The organism is Streptomyces sp. LaPpAH-108 (genome assembly GCF_000373625.1).
Classification (GTDB): Bacteria; Actinomycetota; Actinomycetes; order Streptomycetales; family Streptomycetaceae; genus Streptomyces.
The window spans coordinates 318,710-336,721 of the sequence record NZ_KB891998.1 but is presented as its reverse complement, the minus strand read 5'-3'; the positions used below and the strand labels follow the sequence as shown (position 1 = coordinate 336,721).

Sequence of the window (18,012 nt, the reverse complement as noted above, 5' to 3'; positions counted from 1 at the left end):
TGCGGTCAGCCTTCCTGAAGAGTCGTCAGTCCGTGGTCGATGAAGACCGGCACGAGGTCCCCGATGCGGTCGAAGCCGCGCCCGACCGTCTGGCCGAGGGTGTAGCGGTAGTGGATGCCCTCCAGGATCACGGCGAGCTTGAACCAGGCGAACGCCGTGTACCAGTTGACGTCCGAGACGTCGCGTCCGGAGCGTGCCGCGTACCGCTCGATCAGCTCGCGCGGGGCCGGGTGGCCCGGCGCCTCGGCGGTCGTCGAGACGGGGGAGTCGGCCATGCCGAGCGGCTGGCTGTACATCACCAGCAGGCCCAGGTCGGTCAGCGGATCACCGAGCGTGGACATCTCCCAGTCGAGGATGGCCTCGATCCGGTCGTCCTGCCCGATCAGCACGTTGTCCAGGCGGTAGTCGCCGTGCACGACCGCCGGGGCGGGGGAGTCGGGCAGTGAGCGGCCGAGCGTCGCGTGCAACTCGTCGATGCCCGCGAGGTCGCGGTTGCGGGAGGCGTCCAACTGCTTCCCCCAGCGCCGCAGTTGACGGTCCAGGAAACCCTCGGGGCGGCCGAAGTCCGCGAGGCCCACCTCGGCGGGGTCCACTGCGTGCAGCTCGACCAGGGTGTCCACCAGGGACAGCACCGCGTCCCGGGTGCGCTCCGGGCCGAGCGGGGCGAGCTGGTCCGCGGTGCGGTAGGGGGTGCCCTCGACGTACTCCATGACGTAGAACGGAGCCCCGAGCACCTCCTCGTCCTCGCACAGCAGCACCGGACGGGGGACCGGTACGTCGGTCGGGTGCAGGGCGCTGATCACCCGGTGCTCGCGGCGCATGTCGTGCGCGGTGGCCAGCACATGGCCCAGCGGCGGACGGCGGACGACCCACTTGGAGGTGCCGTCGGACACCGCGTAGGTGAGGTTCGACCGTCCGCCCTCGATCAGCCGGCCGGTCAGGGGGCCGGTCACCAGACCGGGCCGCTCACGGTCGAGCAGCGCGCGCAGCCGGTCGGGATCGAGTCCGGGCGGGTGGTCGGCGCTCATACATCACTCCTGGGAACGGACGAACAGGAACGGGCGAACGGGAACCCGTCTCATGATGCCGACCGGTCGGTATGTCGTCCAGTGTGTTCACCGGAACCGGTCCGATCAGTGACCGGGACCACAGCCGTACGGACCGGGATCGCGGTCGTACGCCGACGGCCCCTCCGGCGCGGCGTCGGAGGGGCCGTCGGTGTTGAGCGGGCCCAGGGGTCTGCGGGCGGCTCAGTGGTCGTCGTAGTGGTCCCCGTGCTCGGCGTGCCGGTGGCCGTCGTGCAGATAGTCCACATGGTCGTTGTGCACCACGCGCGCGTGCCCGCACTCCTCGTGGTGCACATGGTCGTGGCCGGGGTGCGCGATGTGCCCGGCGGGCTCGCACTCGTCCCAGTGGCCGCTGTGGGCGCGGTGCAGATGGCCGTCGTGCGCGTAGTCGACGTGGTCGCCGTGGGGTACGGCGGAGTGTCCGCAGCCCGGGCCGTGGGTGTGCGCGCCGTGCTCGGAGTGTTCCTGGTGAAGGTCGGTCATGGGGGCTCACCTTCGGGAGGCGGGATCGGGGATGTCGGGGGATGTCGGGGTGTGTCGGGGGCGACGACGGACAGGCTACGCGCGAATGGGGCGTATCCCGGCATATGGGTTGCGTGGCGTCCGGGTACCCAGGAAGGTCTAGGACATGAAGGCGATCAGCTACCGCCGCTACGGCGGACCCGAGGTGCTGGAGTACGGCGAGCGGCCCGAGCCCAAGCTCGGCCCCGACCAGGTGCTGGTCCGGGTGCGCGCGGCGGCCGTCAACCCGGTGGACTGGAAGTGCCGGGAGGGGTACCTCGACCCGATCCTGGAGACCGTGTTCCCCGTGATCACCGGCTGGGACATGAGCGGGGTCGTGGTCCGGCCCGGCGCCTCCGCCCCGGAGTACGAGGCGGGGGACGAGGTGATCGGCTACGTCCGCGAGGACTTCCTCTCCCTCGGCACCTTCGCGGAGTACGTCGCCGCCCCGGTGCGCACCCTGGCTCCCAAGCCCGCCGCCCTCTCCTTCGAGGAGGCCGCGGGGCTGCCGCTGGCCGGGCTGACCGCCTATCAGTGCGTGGTCACCGTCCTCGGGGTCAAACGCGGCGAGACCCTTCTCGTGCACGCCGCCGCCGGCGGGGTCGGCTCACTGGCCGTCCAGCTCGGCGTCCACCTCGGCGCCCGCGTCATCGGCACCGCGAGCGAACGCAACCACGCCTACGTACGCTCCCTCGGCGGCGAACCCGTCTCCTACGGCGAGGGCCTGGCCGAACGCGTCCGCGGAATCGCCCCCGAGGGCGTCGACACGGTCTTCGACACCATCGGCGGCGAAACCCTCAAGATCTCCGCCAACCTCCTCGCCCCCGACGGCCGCCTCGTCTCCATCGCCTCCCCCGAGGTCGTCAAATACGGCGGTCGCTACTGGTTCGTCCGCCCCGACGCGGAAGACCTCACCAAGCTCTCCCAACTCGCCGACCAAGGCGTGGTCTCCGTCCACGTGGACAAGGTGTTCCCCCTGGAGGAGACGGCAGAAGCCCAGAAGCTGAGTGCGGGGCACCATGCGCGGGGGAAGATCGTGGTGAGGGTGCCGGGGGAGTAGGACCGGGAGCACTGCCTCACACCAGCAGTGCCGCCGCGCACACCGCCAGCGCCGCCGCGCACACCGCTGCCGCCGTCGCGTGACGCGGGGTCAGTGCGGTGGGGCGGTCGGTCGTCGACAGTACGCGGATGCGGTGGTGGGCGATGCGGAGGAAGCCCAGCCACAGTCCGCAGGTCACCGCGCACAGCAGCGCGGCGGCGACCGGCTCGTCCGCGCGGAGCGCCGCCCGCAGCGCGAGCACCGCCACCACCGTGCACGCCAGTGTCGTACGCCGCCAGGCAAGGCGGGTCCGCTGCGGCTGGAGCCCCCGGTCCCGGCCGGACTGGGCGATGCTCACCCCGCCCACCCCGCCAGCACCACCACGACCATCGCCACCGCCACCACCGCGATCACCAGGCTCAGCAGTACCGGGAAGCGGGACACCGGCAGGTCCTCGCCGCGTCGCATCGCGCGTTCGCAGCGGACCCAGTGGTTCACCGCGCGCAGGGCGCACAGGACGCCGGCCGCGAGCAGCGCCAGTGCGAGTCCGGCGCGCCAGGCCCAGCGCAGGTGCGGCAGGAACTGGTCCACCGCGAAGCCGCCGCCGATCAGCGCGAGCGCGGTCCGCAGCCAGGCGAGGAAGGTGCGCTCGTTGGCGAGGGAGAACCGGTAGTCGGGGGTGCTGCCCTCGTCCCGTACCCGCTCGGGGGCGAACCAGAGGTGGACGTTCCGCGCGAAATCGATCACGCGAAGGACCCTACCGGCGCCTCACCGCGCCGCCCGGAACGCCCTCAGCCGCTCGTACGCCGCGAGCCCGTCCGGCACCCACTCCCACGCGCCGAGCCGCCGCTCCACCTCGTCCTCGGTCAGGAAGTCGTACCACTGCACCTCCTCCACCTGCGGCTCCACCGGCAGCGCGCAGCGCACCTCGTACACCGCCGACCACCAGCTCTTCCCGGCCCCGTCGTCGTAGAGGAACTTGAACAGGAACTCCGGCCGGTCAAGCCCCGACACCCCCAGCTCCTCCTCCGCCTCCCGCAGCGCCGCCTCGTCGTAGGACTCGCCCGCGCCCACCACCCCGCCGACGAACATGTCGTACAGCGCGGGAAAGACCAGCTTGGTCGCGGTGCGGCGGTGGACGAAGAGCCGCCCGGCCGCGTCCCGGGCCTGGATGAAGACGCAGCGGTGGCGCAGCCCCCGGTCGTACGCCTCACCGCGCGGGACCTGGGCCACCACCCGGTCCCGCTCGTCCACGATGTCGAGAACCTCGTCGGCAGGATTCATACGGCCATCCAAGCAGCCCCGCCCGGAGCCGACCTCAGTTGCGCTGAAGGTCCCGCACCCGCCGCTCCTGAGCGGTCCCGCACGGCATCGCCGGATGCAGCCCGAGCAGCACGATCCCCGCCACGATCGCCGCGAGCCCCGCCGCCTCCCACGCCAGCGCCCCGGTGTCCGTGTGCAACCGGTCGCCCAGGAANCCCACCCCGCACAGGATGCCCGCCAGCGGCTGCGCCGCCGTCAGCGCGGGCAGCGACATCCGCAACGGCGCCGTCTCGAACGCGCTCTGCACCAGCATCAGCCCCGTCACCCCGAGCACCAGCACCCCGTACGGCTGCCAGCCGGTGAACAGCTCCGCGGGACCGCCCTCCGCCCACCGCGTGGCACTCACCCGCGTCAGCGCGTCCTGCACGCCGTACAGCAGCCCCGCCGCCGCGGCCAGCAGCACCGCCCCCCAGCCGGACCGCGACCGCTTGGCGTACCCCGCGAGCGCGAGGGCGACACCCAGCATCGCGCCCATGATCAGCCAGTGCCGCAGCGGATCGGTGACGGCGGTGCCCGCCTGCGGACGGCCCGCCAGGATGAACGCGCTCACCCCGCCCGCCAGCAGCACGAGCCCCGTCCAGCCCTGACGGCCCAGCGGCTGCCCGGTCTGACGGCGGGACAGGGCGAGCGCGAAGAGCAGATTGGTGGCGAGCAGCGGCTCCACCTCGGAGATCTCCCCCTGCCCGAGCGCGACCGCGCCGAGCGCCATCCCGGCCACCATCAGCGCCGTACCGCCCAGCCAGCGCGGCACCCGCATCAGATCGAGCAGCAGCCGGAAGGACAGGAAGTCGCTGAGCGGGGCCCGTTGCGCCACGTTCTGCTGGAGCACGAATCCGAACCCCACACAGCAGGCGGCGCCCATGGCGAGAAGGACAACCAGAAGGGACACGCTGCGTACCTCGATCATCGGCCGGGCCACGATTGCGTGTGGCCGACTGTAGCGCCCCCGGACGGCATCGCCGCGGAGAGCGCCCGGATGGGGGGCGGATCGGCGCGGTCCCGTCGCACGGCCGGGCGGGGCACCGGACCAGGGGTCGCGAGGCCGGTTGGGGCAGCGGCGAGCGGAACCGTCGGCTCATGTTCCGCCGCCCCGCCCCCGGCCGCCATGGCGTACGCCACAATCGGGCTGCCGAACCCCCGCGCGGGGCCCGCCACCTGGCCACCCGAGCCCCAAGTACCCCTGAAACAACCCTCGTTGAACCCAGTAACACCCGGATTCCGCTTGACGCAATCCCTGCCGGGGAGTTTGCTGTGCGTGATCGGCCGATGGCAGCCCGAGAAACAGGAAGTCCAGCGGTGCCCCCACTCCCGTCCCTGCTCGGCACATGCCGGGCCCCCGCACAACCCGCACAACCGTCCGGTGACACCGCTCCCGGCGACCCCCGCGCCTTCGAGGCCGCCCTCGGCGACGCGGAACTGCTCGCCGCCCGCGCCGCCCTGGCCCGCGGTCGCTGGCAGCCCGTCCGCTCCCTCCTCGCCCACACCGGCGACGAATGGGACCGCCGAGGCCACCGGATCACCGTGCTCGCCCAGGAACCGTCCACCGAGGCCCGCGTCCGTGCCTGGCTCCTCGCCGAACCCGGCTCCGCCGACGCCACCGCCCTGCTCGCCCTCACCCTGGTCCACCGCGCCCTCACCGGCCGCGAGGAACCCGACCGCGCCCGCGCCGCCTGCCACGCCGCCGCCACGCTCGCGCCCGCCGACCCCACCCCCTGGCTCGGCCTGCTCCTGCTCGCCCGCGCGCTCGGCCCCGAGCCCGACCTGTGGCGCGCCTTCGCCGAGCTGCGGCTGCGCCACCCCGAGCACCACCACGGCCACCACCTGATCGTCGCCGCCCTCGCCGAACGGCCCGCCGCCGCCCGCCCTGAGTCCCACGAGGCGTACGACCTCGCCGAGCGCGCCGCCGCCCAGGCCCCGGCCGACTCCCCGCTCGCCGTCCTGCCGGTCGTCGCCCACACCGAGCGCCACCGCCACCTCGCCGCCACCGGCCTCGCCCCCGCCGACCCGGCCGCCGCAGGCCACTGGGGCGGACGCCGGGCCCGCCGCGCGCTGCGCGCCGCCTTCGACTGGTGGCTGGAGTGGGAGCACGACGACCACCCCCGCCGCCACCTCGACCTCAACCACCTGGCGTTCGCCATGTCCGCCGCCGGACGCCCGGCCGAGGCCGCCGCCCTCTTCCACCGCATCGGCCCGCACGCCACCCGCGAACCCTGGTCCTACCTGGGCGGAGACCCCCGTACGGCCTTCCACGCGGCCCGCGCCCGGGCGCTCGGCTTACCGAGCGCGCCCGGATTACCGAACTCTGACGTCCGCCCCGACCCACTGGCCCCACCCGCCCCGACGGTGTTCGAATGACGGCGTGAAGCCCGAAGAACCTCCGGAGGACGGCGCGGACCTCCCTGAGACCGAAGCCGAAGCCGCTCCCGCTGCCGAAGCCGACGTCGAAGCCCGCGGCAAACCGATCGGCCGCCGCGTCTTCCTCGGCACCGTCGCCCTCGGCGCCCTCGGCGTGGCCACCGCCCCCGCCCTCCAGCGCGGCTTCGAAGCGCTCTCCGGACAGGACCCCACCGGACTGAGCGGCCTGCTGCCCAACGGCGGCGGCTTCCGCTACTACTCCGTCACCGCGTCCGTCCCCCGCAAAGGCCCCGCCGACTACCGGCTCACCGTCGGCGGCCTGGTCGACCGCCCGCACACCTACACCCTGGACGACCTGCGCGCCCTGCCGCAGACCCGGCTCGTCAAGGACGTCCAGTGCGTCACCGGCTGGCGCGTCCCGGGCACCCCCTTCCAGGGCGTACGCCTGGCCCACCTCCTGGACGCGGCGGGCGTCCAGTCCTCCGCCAGGGCCATCCGCTTCACCTGCTTCGACGGCGCCTACACCGAGAGCCTCACCCTGGACCAGGCCCGCCGCGCCGACGTCCTGGTCGCCCTGCGCATGCAGGACAAGGACATCGGCCACGACCACGGCGGCCCCGTCCGCCTCTACGTCGCCCCGATGTACTTCTACAAGTCCGCCAAATGGCTCTCCGGCATCACGGTCACCGACCGCGTCCGCCCCGGCTACTGGGAGAACCGGGGCTACGACGTCGACGCCTGGGTCGGCCGCTCGAACGGACGGACCGATGACCCCACCAACTGACACCGCCGCCCCGCCCGAGACCCGCGTCCGGCGCTTCACCTCCGCCGAACGCTGGACCCACCGCGTCATCGCGCTCCTGATGGGCGTCTGCGTGGCGACCGCCGCCTGCCTCTACATCCCGCAACTGGCCGTCCTGGTCGGCCGCCGCGACCTGATCGTCCGCATCCACGAATGCGCGGGCCTGGCCCTGCCCGTCCCCGTCCTCCTCGGCCTGGCCTCCCGCGCCTTCCGCGCGGACCTCGGCCGCCTGAACCGCTTCGGCCCCCACGACCGCGCCTGGCTCCACGCCGTACTCCGCCGCACCCCCCACCGCCCCGCCGCCAAGTTCAACGCGGGCCAGAAGCTCTACACCGCCTGGATCGCCGGAGCCACCCTCGTCATGCTCGGCACCGGCCTGATGATGTGGTTCACCCACCTCACCCCCCTGATGTGGCGCACCTCCGCCACCTTCGTCCACGACTGGCTGGCCCTCACGATCGGCATCGTCCTCGCCGGCCACATAGGAATGGCCCTGGCAGACCCAGAAGCCCGCCAGGGCCTACGCACCGGCACGGTGAGCCGCGCGTGGGCGCAACGGGAACATCCGCTGTGGCGCCCTTAGCGGCAGGCGCTGGACTGCTCCACCGCCTTCGTGTAGCTGACGATCAGCTTTTTCATGGCGGGGGCGTCGCGGTGTTTGGAGCCGAGGGCCTGGATCCCGGTGTAGAGGACCCGGTCGATGCGGTGCTTGCTGTGGTCGCAGTCGGTGATCTTTCCGTAGGCCAGGTATCCGGAGTAGATGAAGCGCTTGTCCTTGGTCTGGTGATCGAGCGCGTCGGGCGTCAAGCCCATGGTGTATTGCCGCATCGACATGTCCTCCCACCACTCCTGGGAGGTGCGGACGATCTTCTTGCCGTCAACCGTGAGCGCGCACCAGGTCACATTGGCCGACTCCTTGGTGATCTGCGAGGAGACCTTCTTACCGGGAGGGAGGAACGCGTACAGCTCCTTGGACTCCACCGGCGTGCCACACAGGGAACGGGGGGCGGCGTACTCGCGTTTCGGAGAATCGCCGGAGCAGCCGGAGAGGATGGCAAGGGCGACACACAAAGTGGCTGCCAGACCCGCACGACGAAGGTGACGGTGAGACAGGGACGTATTCATGGTGATGCCACTTCTCGCAGTCGGAACGCGTTCAGGAAGAGGTGGTGATGCTGCCGGGAGCCTGCCCGTCCAGCAGGGGGCGGGAGTTGAGAAAACCCTGTCGCGCGCCATCCCGGGCCCACCGTGCGATGTCGTCCGAGTTCGACAGGCGGTACCTGTCCGCCGCCGCGCGAGTACCCGCAGCCACGTACTCGTTGTTCCTCGTCATGGCCACCTCCCAGCGTTCGCCTCTCGTGTCGGCGATCTCATCGATCGCCGGCCCCTCCGCATCCTTGAACACCCGCTCCAGCACCACACTCGTGGCCGTCCCCGCCGCACCACCCGCCGCCGCGCCCACCCAGGGCGTCGCGATGAACGACGTGCCTACGCCCACCACCGTGCCGACGCCGCCGGACACCCAGTTCTTCCGCTGGGAGATGCTGTACTCGAAGGTCTTGTCCTCCTCGCCCGCCGGCTTGGCGAGTTCTTCCTGGCGGCCGAGGCCGAGGACGCCCGAGACCTCGCCGGAGCGCTCGGAGATGTAGCGGACCGTGGTCTCCTGGTCCTGGGAGAAACGCCGGTCCGCCGGAAGGTCCGGGTCGAGGTGGTACGCCATGAGCTGGGCCATGTAGGTCTCCTGGCCCACCTCCACCGCCGCGTAGCCCGAGGGGTGCTGGCCGACGGCGAAGAGGAACTTGTTCACGTCGCGGTGGTCCATCCGGGAATCCGTACCGGCGATGGGGTACAGCTTCTCGATCTGGTCCCAGTCCTCGGAGTCCCGGCTCACATCGGCTGCGGCGCGATTGATGTCGGGAAGGTACTCCGAGGCGATCTGCCCCATGCTGTCGGACATGTAACCGTGCTCGGTGAGCCGTTCCGGCTCGTCGCCCACCGAGGAGACGAGGGCGTGGAAGAGCTTGGCCTGGGCCTCGCTGTGCGCCGGGGTGTCGAGCGTCGGGAACTCTCCGGCGGGATGGCCCGTCGTCGCCGCCTCCAGAGCCGACGCGAGGTTGTCCAGTCCGTCGTGGCTTTCGTCGCCGCTGAAGTCGTTCTTGACGCTCTCCGGCCAGTGCCGGTCCTCGAAGAGGTACGTGAAGGTGGAGACGGCGTGCTTGCGGTCGCCGTCCTTCGGGAGGAAGTCGTCGTTGAAGAACTCCGTTGCGGCGGCAGGGTTGTGGGAGAGCCCCTTGAGGTATCCGCTCATCGGATCCCAGCCCGTGTCACCGCCGTTCATACGGTTGAGGAAGGGACTGAATCCCGTTGGCCGCCAGGCGGTGTGCTCGCCGTCGTCCGTGAACTTCCGCTCGATGGCCATGAGTTCCTTGCCGTACCGCGTCATGAACGCGTCGTCGTAGTCGCCCGCACGCATCAGGTTGCTCATGACCTGGACACCGAGGACGTCGCGCCGGTGGCCCACCGGCTGGTCGCCGAGTTCGACGACGCCGTTCTTCCAGCGGGCCATCGCCGGGTTGTCGCTCTGGCTCGCCTCGGCCAGCGTCAGGCTCAAGTTCCGCTGCATCGAGCCGAGTTCCTTGCGGCGCTCGCGCGTGAGGTCCGGTGCCACCTGAGGATCGGCGACCCCGGCCCAGAACTCGAGGGTCTTCTTCGGGCCGAGGCCGGAGGCGAACCGCTCCGCGAAGAGGGGATCGGAGTAGTACTTCTTCAGCCCGGCGGCGAGCCGGTCGAACTCCGCGACCGTGAGGTCCTGCGGGTCCTTCTTCGCGAGCTCGGCCAGCTGGTCGGCCTCCTTGACGGCTGCCGCCGCGGCATCCCGGTCCTTGTACGCGGCGTCCGAGAACCCCAGCGCCGCCCGGTCCACGATCGCCTTGAGCACCGTGCGGGCCGAGGTGTCGCTCTCCGTGGCCTTGCGCAGAATCTCCCGCACCTCGTCCCGCAGAGCCGTGACGTCGGACGCGTCGTGCTCGGGGACGGTGGTGCCCTTCGCGGCCCGGTCCGGGTGGATGTTCATGCTGACCGTGAAGCCTCCGTGGCCCGTGTCCAGCACGGTCAGGTTCTTCTTCAGGCCGCGCTCGATGGCCGAGTCGAGGTCCGCCCGGTACCGCTTCAGCTCCCCGACCGTGTCGCCGAGGATGCTGTGGATCGTCTTCGCCTGGGTGTGGGCGTCCGCGAACTCACCGGCGGTCTTGCCGATGAACTCCTTGGTGACCTGGGCGTTGACTCCGGCCCAGTCGGCATGGTTCGCGGCCCGGTGCAGCCCCCGTTCGGCCTGCTTGCGCAGGTCCTCCAGATTGCGGACCAGCAGGCCCCAGTCCGTGACGGCCTCGTCGACCGAGGCGAAGTTGGCGAAGCGCAGGGTGTCGAGATCCACGGGTACGGCTCTTTCGTGGGAGTGGGGGAGTGAGGAAGCGGGCGGGGTACGTGAGGCGGTGCCGTCAGCCGCCGGACTTCTCGCCCTTCTTCTCCCGCTCGCCGTAGTCGTTCTTCCCGCCCGGTGCGCCGACCCGTTCGTCGAAACCCGCGTCCAGCGCGGCGATGGCGCTCATCTGCCGCTGGATGTAGGACTCGTCACCGGCGTGGATCCTCTTCGTCGTCCGCATGTGGTTCGAGATCTGGGCGCAGGCGTCCATGAGGGACTTCAGCTGCTCCTCCCAGCGGTCCGACACATGCCGGAGCCCGCCGCCCAGCGCGAAGCCCTGCGAGGAGAGGTCGCCCGCCGCCGTATTGCTGCTGGGACCACTGACACGGGCCTTGTCCCACAACTGGTCGTACAGTTCGTGCGCGTTCTTGCCGAGCCCCGCCAAGTCCGCGTGGCCGACCCGGAGATCACCGGTCCGGCTCGGCACCACGTACGGCCCGTAGGTTCCCCCGCCGTCGGGCGCGCTGTTCAACCGCGTATGTGCCGACGCGTGTTCGGCCTTGAGCTCTTCCCATTCGTCCCACGCCATGGTCGACCTCGTCCCCGATCCCTCAGACCCTCGGCACGTCAGTCCCCCGTTGGACCGGTGCTGCGGCTTCGCTGATGTGACGCCGTACAAATTAGCAACCCTGAGCAGGGAAAATGCCGGTCATGTACATGGAGCGCCGACCGTCCGGAGCGGCCCGGCACCCGTGCGGTCCGGCACAATGACCCCATGCCCCGTCGCACCCCCCGCCCCACCCCCGTCACCCCCACCACCCCCTGCCCCTGCGGGCTGCCCAAGGCGTACGGGGAGTGCTGCGGGCGGTTCCACTCGGGTACGGCCGCCGCGCCCACCCCCGAGCTGCTGATGCGGTCGCGGTACTCCGCGTTCGTCGCCGGGGACGTCGCGTATCTGCTGAAGACCTGGCACCCGCGGACGCGGCCCGCCCGGCTCGACCTCGATCCCGGCATGCGGTGGACCGGCCTTGAGATCATCGACCGCGCCGACGGATCGGCGTTCCACGAGCGGGGGACCGTGACGTTCCGGGCGTCCTATCGGGGCGGGGAGCTGTGCGAGCGCAGCCGGTTCGAGCGGGTCGGCGGGGAATGGGCGTACGTGGACGGGGAGTTCCTCGACTGACGGGGCGTCACGCGAGCACGCCCCGCCTCAACTCCCTTACGGCACCAGGATGTCCAGCTCCTGGAGCGCCCCCACCGTGATCTCCCGCGTCAGTTCCTCCGCGCGGACGCTGTCGCGGGCGCGTACCGCTTCGGCGACGCGGACGTGGAGGGTGACGGCGGCCGGGTCGGGGTCCTCGAACATGACCTCGTGGTGGGTACGGCCCGCCAGGACCTCGGCGACGACATCGCCCAGGCGGGCGAACATCTCGTTGCCGGAGGCCGTGAGGATGATGCGGTGGAAGGCGATGTCGTGGATCAGGTACTGGTCCAGCCGGTGGCCGCGTGAGTTGGAGACCATGCCGAGCGCGCACTCGGTGAGTTCGGCGCACTGTTCGGCCGTCGCCAGGCGCGCGGTGAGGCCCGCCGCGACCGGCTCGATCGCGGAGCGCAGCACGGTCAGCGAGCGCAGCTGGTACGGCCGGTCGGCACCGGCCAGGCGCCAGCGGATGACCTGCGGGTCGTAGACGTTCCACTCGGCCTTGGGGCGCACCGTCACGCCCACCCGGCGGCGGGACTCGACGAGGTGCATGGACTCCAGGACGCGGACCGCCTCGCGCATCACGGAGCGGGAGACCTCGAAGTGCTGGGCCAGCTCGTCCGTACGCAGCACGCTGCCCGGCGGGTACTCGCCCGCCGTGATGGCAGGGCCGAGGGTGTCCAGTACGCGGCCGTGCAGCCCCCGGCCCGGTGTGCTCATGCACTCAGCGTACGGCCTGGATCACAGAGACAAAAAGTCAGACTTATATGTCACAGACTCTTGAATTTGTCGTACCTAATAGGTTTCAGTGTGGCGACGCCGGAGTTCGGCGTCGGATGTCGAAGAAGACAGCGAGGCAGTCATGCGCACCCCCCAGGTCGTCGTCGTGATGGGCGTCGCCGGGACGGGCAAGACCACGATCGGTCCGTTGCTCGCCGCCCGGCTGGGCGTTCCGTACGCCGAAGGCGACGACTTCCACCCGCAGGCCAACATCGCCAAGATGTCGGCCGGGATTCCGCTCGAGGACGCCGACCGGTGGCCGTGGCTCGACGCCATCGGCACCTGGGCGCACGGCCGGGCGGGGCTCGGCGGGGTGGTGAGCAGCTCGGCGCTGAAGCGGTCGTACCGTGACCGGCTCCGGGCCGAGGCCCCCGGAGTCGTCTTCGTCCACCTCACCGGCAGCCGCGAGCTGATCGAGAGCCGGATGTCGCAGCGGCAGGGTCACTTCATGCCGACCGCGCTGCTGGACTCCCAGTTCGCCACGCTCCAGCCCCTTGAGGCGGACGAGGCCGGAGTCGCCGTCGATGTGAGCGGCGGTCCCGACGAGATCACCGAGCGTGCCGTCCAGGCCCTGGAAGCGCTTTCCGTCGCATCCCAGTAGTGCCCCCGTAGCACCCCGTAGCACCTTCACCCACGTCCCCCGTACCTGCAAGGGAACCCCGTGACCAGACTCAGCGTCGAGATGCTGGCAGCGGACAGCGTCCAGCCGATCACTTCGGCCGGCCACGCCCAGTTGGGCATAGCCGTCCTGGTGGGCATCGCCGTCATCGTTTTTCTCATCACCAAGTTCAAGCTCCACGCCTTCCTGGCGCTGACCATCGGTTCGCTGGTGCTCGGCGCGGTGGCCGGTGCGCCGCTCGACAAGGCGATCGTGAGCTTCACGACCGGCCTGGGCAGCACGGTCGCCGGTGTCGGCGTGCTGATCGCGCTGGGCGCGATCCTCGGCAAGCTGCTCGCCGACTCCGGCGGCGCCGACCAGATCGTCGACACGATCCTCGCCAAGGCGGGCGGCCGTGCGATGCCGTGGGCCATGGTGCTCATCGCGTCCGTGATCGGTCTGCCGCTCTTCTTCGAGGTCGGCATCGTCCTGCTGATCCCGGTCGTGCTCATGGTCGCCAAGCGCGGCAACTACTCCCTGATGCGCATCGGCATCCCGGCGCTGGCCGGTCTGTCCGTGATGCACGGTCTGATCCCGCCGCACCCCGGCCCGCTGGTCGCGATCGACGCGGTCAAGGCCAACCTGGGTGTCACCCTGGCGCTCGGCCTCGTCGTCGCCATCCCGTCGGTGATCATCGCCGGTCCGCTGTTCTCGAAGGTCGCCGCCCGCTGGGTGGACGTCCAGGCGCCCGACCGCATGATCCCCGAGCGCGCCTCGGAGCGGCTCGAGAACCGCCCGGGCTTCGGCGCGACCCTCGCCACCGTGCTGCTGCCGGTCGTGCTGATGCTGGCCAAGGCGCTCGTCGACATCGTCATCGACGACCCGGCCAACATGACCCAGCGCGTCTTCGACGTGATCGGCTCCCCGCTGATCGCGCTGCTCGCTGCCGTGATCGTCGGTTTCATCACCCTGGGCCGTCCCGCGGGCTTCACCAAGGGCCGGCTCCAGCAGACCGTCGAGAAGGGCCTGATGCCGATCGCGGGCATCCTGCTGATCGTCGGCGCGGGCGGTGGCTTCAAGCAGACGCTGATCGACTGCGGTGTGGGCCAGATGATCCTGGACATCTCCAAGGACTGGTCGATCCCCGCGCTGCTGCTCGCCTGGCTGATCGCGGTGGCGATCCGGCTCGCGACCGGCTCCGCCACGGTGGCCACGGTCTCCGCCGCCGGTCTGGTCGCGCCCCTCGCGGCCGACATGTCCACCACGCACACCGCCCTGCTGGTCCTGGCCATCGGCGCCGGTTCGCTCTTCTTCAGCCATGTCAACGACGCCGGCTTCTGGCTGGTGAAGGAGTACTTCGGGCTGAGCGTCGGCCAGACGGTCAAGACCTGGTCGGTGATGGAGACGATCATCTCGGTGGTCGCGGGCGCCCTGGTCCTGCTCCTCTCCTTGGTGATCTAGGAGCGATACGACGATGACGGCTCACCCTCTCTTCGACGTCGGCGGCCGTACGGCACTGGTCACCGGGTCCAGCCGGGGCATCGGCCTCGCGCTGGCCCAGGGCCTGGCGGAGGCGGGCTGCACCGTGGTCCTCAACGGCCGCGATGCGGACCGCCTCGCGCGGGCGGCCTCGGAGCTGCCCGGCGACCGGGTGCACACGGCGGTGTTCGACGTGACCGACGGCCCCTCCGTGGCCGCGGGCATCGCCGACATCGAGGAGCGGGTGGGCCCGCTCGACATCGTGGTCAACAACGCGGGTGTCCAACTGCGCGCCCCGCTCACGGAGTTCACCGACTCCGACTGGCGGCACGTGCTGGACACCAACCTCACGAGCGCCTTCCTCGTCGGCCGGGAGGCCGCCCGCCGCATGACCGCACGCGGCCACGGCAAGATCGTCAACATCTGCTCGCTCCAGAGCGAGGTCGTCCGCCCCGGCATCGCGCCGTACGCGGCGGCCAAGGGCGCCCTGAAGATGCTCACCAAGGGCATGTGCGCCGACTGGGCCCCGCACGGCATCCAGGTCAACGGCCTCGGCCCCGGCTACATCGAGACCGACCTCACCCGCCCGCTCGTCGAGGACCCCGAGTTCAGTGCGTGGGTCCGCGGGCGGACTCCGGCGGGACGCTGGGGCCGCACGGAGGACCTGATCGGCGGCCTGCTGTTCCTGACGTCACCCGCCGCGGACTTCGTGAACGGGCAGGTGCTGTATGTGGATGGCGGGATGACGAGCGTGTTGTGAGCGGCTGCGGGGCTCCCGTCCGGAACCCTTCAGCCTTCTCTGCTCACGTCCCGGCGCGGCCGCTCCTGAGGGAGTGCGCCGCGCTTTCCCGTACCCCGTCGGCGAAGGCCGGCCGGCTCAGGGCGACCAGACATACGGCGTAGTCGTGGTGAGCGCGTGCAGGCCGAGCCGGTTGAGGATCGGCGCGCTGTCGGACGAGGCGTCGACGTAGAGGTAGGGGACGCCTCGGGCGGTGGCGAGTTGGGCTCGGTGGGCGACCATGGCGCGGTAGATGCCCTGTCCGCGCCACTCCTTGAGCGTCGAGCCGCCCCAGAGGCCGCCGAAGTCGATGCCGTCCTTGAACACCAGCCAGGCGGCGCAGACGACTTCGGCGCGGGCCTCGGCGACGAGGACGACGATGTTCTGCGGGGCGTTCTCGATCCGGGCGGCCAGGTCGTCGGCGAGCCAGCCCCAGTCCTCACCCCAGACGGTGCTCTCCATGGCGGCGATGCGCCGCAGGTCCGAAACGGCGGTGACCCGGCGCAGGGTCACGCCGTCGGGCAGGACGGGATCGGCGGCGAGGTCCGTCGACCGTCCGACGAGCACGGTCTCGCTGTCCTCGGCCACGAACCCGGCCGCCGCGAGCCGGTCGGTGAGGTCGGCGGGGAGGTCGTGGCCGCGAGTCTTCCATTCGACCGCCTCCCCACGGGCGGCGAAGTAGTCACGCTGCCGGGCTATGAGCGCGTCGAGTTCCGCCCCGTACACCCCGAGATCCCGCGGCCCCGTGACGAAGCCGCGGTGCCACCCGACGACCCGGGTCAGGGGACCGTCCCTCTCGATACGAGCGCTGCCGCCCGGCGGGGTGACGCCACGCAGCTGGGCGTCGTACGCGGCCCGGAGTTCGTTGATCAGCTTGTCCTCCACGGGGACACCGTACGAACCGGGTCAAGCGATTAAACGCCGTCGGGCGGCGCGGGGCGGCTCACGTACTCGCGCAACTCCGCCCCGTGCGGCGGAAAAGAAGAAGACCCCGCCGAAGCAGGGTCTCTCGCTGGTGTCCGAGGGGGGACTTGAACCCCCACGCCCGATAAAGGGCACTAGCACCTCAAGCTAGCGCGTCTGCCATTCCGCCACCCGGACAAGGTGTCTGTCGTGCGGGGTTTCCCTCGCGGCGACAGAGGAAACATTACCAGGCTTTCGGGGGTGTCCGATCACCCCTCGGCGTCGGGGGCCGTTCCCGTGAACGGCGTGTTGCCGAGGGGGCCCGGTCTTGGAGGTGGGCGGGAGCGGAGGGAGGATGAGGGAGACCCAGCAGCAGATCCACCAGCACATCCACCAGCAGTGACAGCGGGAGGAAGCAGCGTGAGCGAGACGGACACGACCAGGGGCGTCACCGGTGAGGACGAGGTCGTGGACCTCTGCCGCGAGCTGATCCGGTTCGACACCAGCAACTACGGCGACCACTCGGGCCCCGGCGAACGCGCCGCCGCCGAGTACGTCGCGGAGAAGCTCGCGGAGGTCGGGCTCGCACCGGAGATCTTCGAGTCGCACCCCGGGCGCGCGTCCACCGTCGCGCGGATCGCGGGCGAGGACCCGTCCCGGCCCGCGCTGCTGATCCACGGCCACCTGGACGTCGTACCGGCCAACGCCGCCGACTGGACCCACGACCCCTTCTCCGGCGAGGTCGCCGACGGGTGCGTGTGGGGGCGCGGGGCCGTCGACATGAAGGACATGGACGCCATGACGCTCGCCGTCGTGCGCGACCGGCTGCGCAGCGGACGGCGTCCCCCGCGCGACATCGTCGTCGCCTTCCTGGCCGACGAGGAGGCGGGCGGCACGTACGGCGCCCGCTACCTGGTCGACCACCACCCCGAGCTGTTCGAGGGCGTCACCGAGGCGATCAGCGAGGTCGGCGGCTTCTCCTTCACGGTCAGCGAGCAGCGGCGGCTCTACCTCATCCAGACCGCCGAGAAGGGCATGCACTGGATGAAGCTGACCGTGGCCGGTACCGCCGGGCACGGTTCGATGATCCACCGGGACAACGCCATCACCGAGCTGTCCGAGGCCGTCGCCCGGGTCGGCCGTCACAAGTTCCCGGTACGGGTCACCAAGACCACCCGCGCCTTCCTGGACGAACTCGGCGACGCGCTCGGCACCGAGCTGGACCCCGAGGACATGGAGGCCACGCTCGCCAAGCTCGGCGGCATCGCCAAGCTCATCGGCGCCACCCTCAGCAACACCGCCAACCCCACCCAGCTGAACGCCGGGTACAAGGTCAACGTCATCCCCGGCGAGGCCACCGCCCACATCGACGGCCGCTTCCTGCCCGGTTACGAGGAGGAGTTCCTCTCCGACCTCGACCGGCTGCTCGGCCCGAACGTGCGCCGGAGCGACGTGCACGCCGACAAGGCGGTGGAGACCGGCTTCGACGGCGCGCTCGTGGAGGCCATGCAGTCCGCGCTGGTGGCCGAGGACCCCGCCGCCAAGGCGATCCCGTACATGCTCTCCGGCGGCACCGACGCCAAGTCCTTCGACGACCTCGGCATCCGGGGCTTCGGCTTCGCGCCGCTCAAGCTGCCCCCGGAGCTGGACTTCGCGGGCATGTTCCACGGCGTGGACGAGCGGGTGCCGGTGGACGGTCTGCAGTTCGGTGTGCGCGTGCTCGACCGGTTCATCGACGCCTCGTGACCCTTGCGGGGGCCGGAAT

General features: G+C 71.0%; 20 protein-coding genes and 1 tRNA gene. 9 read left to right on the top strand and 12 right to left on the bottom strand.

The genetic code is table 11. The features are described from left to right. Positions 1-5 precede the first annotated feature (5 nt). A complete protein-coding gene (locus B079_RS0128255) occupies positions 6-1,028 on the bottom strand; it encodes a phosphotransferase family protein (protein ID WP_018549213.1) in 1,023 nt (340 codons plus the stop codon). A 222-nt stretch (positions 1,029-1,250) separates the two neighbouring features. Next, positions 1,251-1,550 (bottom strand): hypothetical protein, encoded by a 300-nt coding sequence (locus tag B079_RS0128250; RefSeq protein WP_018549212.1) that lies wholly within the window; start codon positions 1,548-1,550, stop codon positions 1,251-1,253. A gap of 145 nt (positions 1,551-1,695) precedes the next feature. Here B079_RS0128250 and B079_RS0128245 point away from each other — a divergent pair, with 145 nt between their 5' ends. After that, on the top strand, positions 1,696-2,628 hold the full coding sequence (locus tag B079_RS0128245; protein WP_018549211.1) for an NADP-dependent oxidoreductase: 933 nt from the start codon (positions 1,696-1,698) through the stop codon (positions 2,626-2,628). Positions 2,629-2,644: 16 nt separating this feature from the next. Here the strand turns inward: B079_RS0128245 and B079_RS0128240 are convergent, their stop codons facing one another. The 4 genes from B079_RS0128240 to B079_RS0128225 are packed head-to-tail and all read right to left on the bottom strand — an operon-like array spanning position 2,645 to position 4,837. Next, complete coding sequence (locus B079_RS0128240) at positions 2,645-2,974, bottom strand: DUF202 domain-containing protein (RefSeq protein ID WP_018549210.1); 330 nt, start codon at positions 2,972-2,974, stop codon at positions 2,645-2,647. Beyond that, positions 2,962-3,354 (bottom strand): YidH family protein, encoded by a 393-nt coding sequence (locus tag B079_RS0128235; protein ID WP_018549209.1) that lies wholly within the window; start codon positions 3,352-3,354, stop codon positions 2,962-2,964. Before B079_RS0128235 ends, B079_RS0128240 begins: the two co-directional genes overlap by 13 nt. Before the next feature lie 21 nt (positions 3,355-3,375). Beyond that, the gene (locus B079_RS0128230; protein WP_018549208.1) at positions 3,376-3,891 is read right to left on the bottom strand and encodes an NUDIX domain-containing protein; all 516 of its coding nucleotides are present in this window, start codon (positions 3,889-3,891) and stop codon (positions 3,376-3,378) included. 34 nt (positions 3,892-3,925) lie between these two features. Then, positions 3,926-4,837, bottom strand: coding sequence for a DMT family transporter (locus tag B079_RS0128225; protein WP_018549207.1), 912 nt, complete (start codon positions 4,835-4,837; stop codon positions 3,926-3,928). Between the two features lie 389 nt (positions 4,838-5,226). Between B079_RS0128225 and B079_RS0128220 the strand changes: the two genes are divergently transcribed. Genes B079_RS0128220 through B079_RS0128210 form a run of 3 tightly spaced genes read left to right on the top strand, consistent with a single transcriptional unit; the run spans position 5,227 to position 7,670 of the window. Further along, entirely contained in the window at positions 5,227-6,285 is a 1,059-nt protein-coding gene (locus B079_RS0128220; RefSeq protein WP_018549206.1) for a hypothetical protein, read from the top strand. Between the two features lie 4 nt (positions 6,286-6,289). Beyond that, positions 6,290-7,069 carry a molybdopterin-dependent oxidoreductase gene (locus B079_RS0128215; RefSeq protein ID WP_018549205.1) on the top strand — a complete coding sequence of 260 codons (780 nt, stop codon included), beginning with the start codon at positions 6,290-6,292 and terminating at the stop codon, positions 7,067-7,069. Next, on the top strand, positions 7,053-7,670 hold the full coding sequence (locus tag B079_RS0128210; RefSeq protein ID WP_018549204.1) for a cytochrome b/b6 domain-containing protein: 618 nt from the start codon (positions 7,053-7,055) through the stop codon (positions 7,668-7,670). Before B079_RS0128215 ends, B079_RS0128210 begins: the two co-directional genes overlap by 17 nt. Here B079_RS0128210 and B079_RS0128205 read toward each other — a convergent pair. The 3 genes from B079_RS0128205 to B079_RS0128195 all read right to left on the bottom strand — a co-directional run bounded on the left by B079_RS0128205 (position 7,667) and on the right by B079_RS0128195 (position 11,097). Beyond that, positions 7,667-8,068: a hypothetical protein gene (locus B079_RS0128205; RefSeq protein ID WP_018549203.1), complete on the bottom strand. Its 402-nt coding sequence runs from the start codon at positions 8,066-8,068 to the stop codon at positions 7,667-7,669. The genes B079_RS0128210 and B079_RS0128205 overlap by 4 nt on opposite strands. A 175-nt stretch (positions 8,069-8,243) precedes the next feature. Further along, positions 8,244-10,520, bottom strand: a complete 2,277-nt coding sequence (locus tag B079_RS0128200; RefSeq protein WP_018549202.1) for a DUF6571 family protein — start codon at positions 10,518-10,520, stop codon at positions 8,244-8,246. Between the two features lie 64 nt (positions 10,521-10,584). Further along, positions 10,585-11,097 carry a hypothetical protein gene (locus tag B079_RS0128195; RefSeq protein WP_018549201.1) on the bottom strand — a complete coding sequence of 171 codons (513 nt, stop codon included), beginning with the start codon at positions 11,095-11,097 and terminating at the stop codon, positions 10,585-10,587. Positions 11,098-11,283: 186 nt separating this feature from the next. Here B079_RS0128195 and B079_RS0128190 point away from each other — a divergent pair, with 186 nt between their 5' ends. Continuing rightward, positions 11,284-11,691 carry a YchJ family protein gene (locus B079_RS0128190; protein ID WP_018549200.1) on the top strand — a complete coding sequence of 136 codons (408 nt, stop codon included), beginning with the start codon at positions 11,284-11,286 and terminating at the stop codon, positions 11,689-11,691. Between the two features lie 36 nt (positions 11,692-11,727). Here the strand turns inward: B079_RS0128190 and B079_RS0128185 are convergent, their stop codons facing one another. Beyond that, positions 11,728-12,429: a FadR/GntR family transcriptional regulator gene (locus B079_RS0128185; RefSeq protein ID WP_018549199.1), complete on the bottom strand. Its 702-nt coding sequence runs from the start codon at positions 12,427-12,429 to the stop codon at positions 11,728-11,730. A 142-nt stretch (positions 12,430-12,571) separates the two neighbouring features. Here B079_RS0128185 and B079_RS0128180 point away from each other — a divergent pair, with 142 nt between their 5' ends. Genes B079_RS0128180 through B079_RS0128170 form a run of 3 tightly spaced genes read left to right on the top strand, consistent with a single transcriptional unit; the run spans position 12,572 to position 15,326 of the window. Further along, complete coding sequence (locus B079_RS0128180; RefSeq protein ID WP_018549198.1) at positions 12,572-13,090, top strand: gluconokinase; 519 nt, start codon at positions 12,572-12,574, stop codon at positions 13,088-13,090. A gap of 60 nt (positions 13,091-13,150) precedes the next feature. Next, positions 13,151-14,548 carry a GntP family permease gene (locus tag B079_RS0128175; protein WP_018549197.1) on the top strand — a complete coding sequence of 466 codons (1,398 nt, stop codon included), beginning with the start codon at positions 13,151-13,153 and terminating at the stop codon, positions 14,546-14,548. Between the two features lie 13 nt (positions 14,549-14,561). Further along, positions 14,562-15,326: an SDR family oxidoreductase gene (locus tag B079_RS0128170; RefSeq protein ID WP_018549196.1), complete on the top strand. Its 765-nt coding sequence runs from the start codon at positions 14,562-14,564 to the stop codon at positions 15,324-15,326. A gap of 117 nt (positions 15,327-15,443) precedes the next feature. On the opposite strand, the gene B079_RS0128165 is transcribed toward B079_RS0128170, so the two are convergent. Both B079_RS0128165 and B079_RS0128160 read right to left on the bottom strand, forming a co-directional pair. Next, positions 15,444-16,229 carry a GNAT family N-acetyltransferase gene (locus B079_RS0128165; protein ID WP_018549195.1) on the bottom strand — a complete coding sequence of 262 codons (786 nt, stop codon included), beginning with the start codon at positions 16,227-16,229 and terminating at the stop codon, positions 15,444-15,446. A 128-nt stretch (positions 16,230-16,357) separates the two neighbouring features. Next, positions 16,358-16,445 (bottom strand) — tRNA-Leu (locus B079_RS0128160). Between the two features lie 222 nt (positions 16,446-16,667). Between B079_RS0128160 and B079_RS0128155 the strand changes: the two genes are divergently transcribed. Then, the gene (locus tag B079_RS0128155) at positions 16,668-17,993 is read left to right on the top strand and encodes a M20/M25/M40 family metallo-hydrolase (protein ID WP_018549194.1); all 1,326 of its coding nucleotides are present in this window, start codon (positions 16,668-16,670) and stop codon (positions 17,991-17,993) included. Positions 17,994-18,012 lie beyond the last annotated feature (19 nt).

Bases quoted from the DNA above. Each gene is read 5' to 3' on its own strand.
- B079_RS0128230 (WP_018549208.1), bottom strand. From the start codon at position 3,891: ATGAATCCTGCCGACGAGGTTCTCGACATCGTGGACGAGCGGGACCGG.
- B079_RS0128255 (WP_018549213.1), bottom strand. From the start codon at position 1,028: ATGAGCGCCGACCACCCGCCCGGACTCGATCCCGACCGGCTGCGCGCG.
- B079_RS0128180 (WP_018549198.1), top strand. From the start codon at position 12,572: ATGCGCACCCCCCAGGTCGTCGTCGTGATGGGCGTCGCCGGGACGGGC.
- B079_RS0128195 (WP_018549201.1), bottom strand. From the start codon at position 11,097: ATGGCGTGGGACGAATGGGAAGAGCTCAAGGCCGAACACGCGTCGGCA.
- B079_RS0128190 (WP_018549200.1), top strand. From the start codon at position 11,284: ATGCCCCGTCGCACCCCCCGCCCCACCCCCGTCACCCCCACCACCCCC.
- B079_RS0128245 (WP_018549211.1), top strand. From the start codon at position 1,696: ATGAAGGCGATCAGCTACCGCCGCTACGGCGGACCCGAGGTGCTGGAG.
- B079_RS0128185 (WP_018549199.1), bottom strand. From the start codon at position 12,429: ATGAGCACACCGGGCCGGGGGCTGCACGGCCGCGTACTGGACACCCTC.
- B079_RS0128170 (WP_018549196.1), top strand. From the start codon at position 14,562: ATGACGGCTCACCCTCTCTTCGACGTCGGCGGCCGTACGGCACTGGTC.
- B079_RS0128250 (WP_018549212.1), bottom strand. From the start codon at position 1,550: ATGACCGACCTTCACCAGGAACACTCCGAGCACGGCGCGCACACCCAC.
- B079_RS0128210 (WP_018549204.1), top strand. From the start codon at position 7,053: ATGACCCCACCAACTGACACCGCCGCCCCGCCCGAGACCCGCGTCCGG.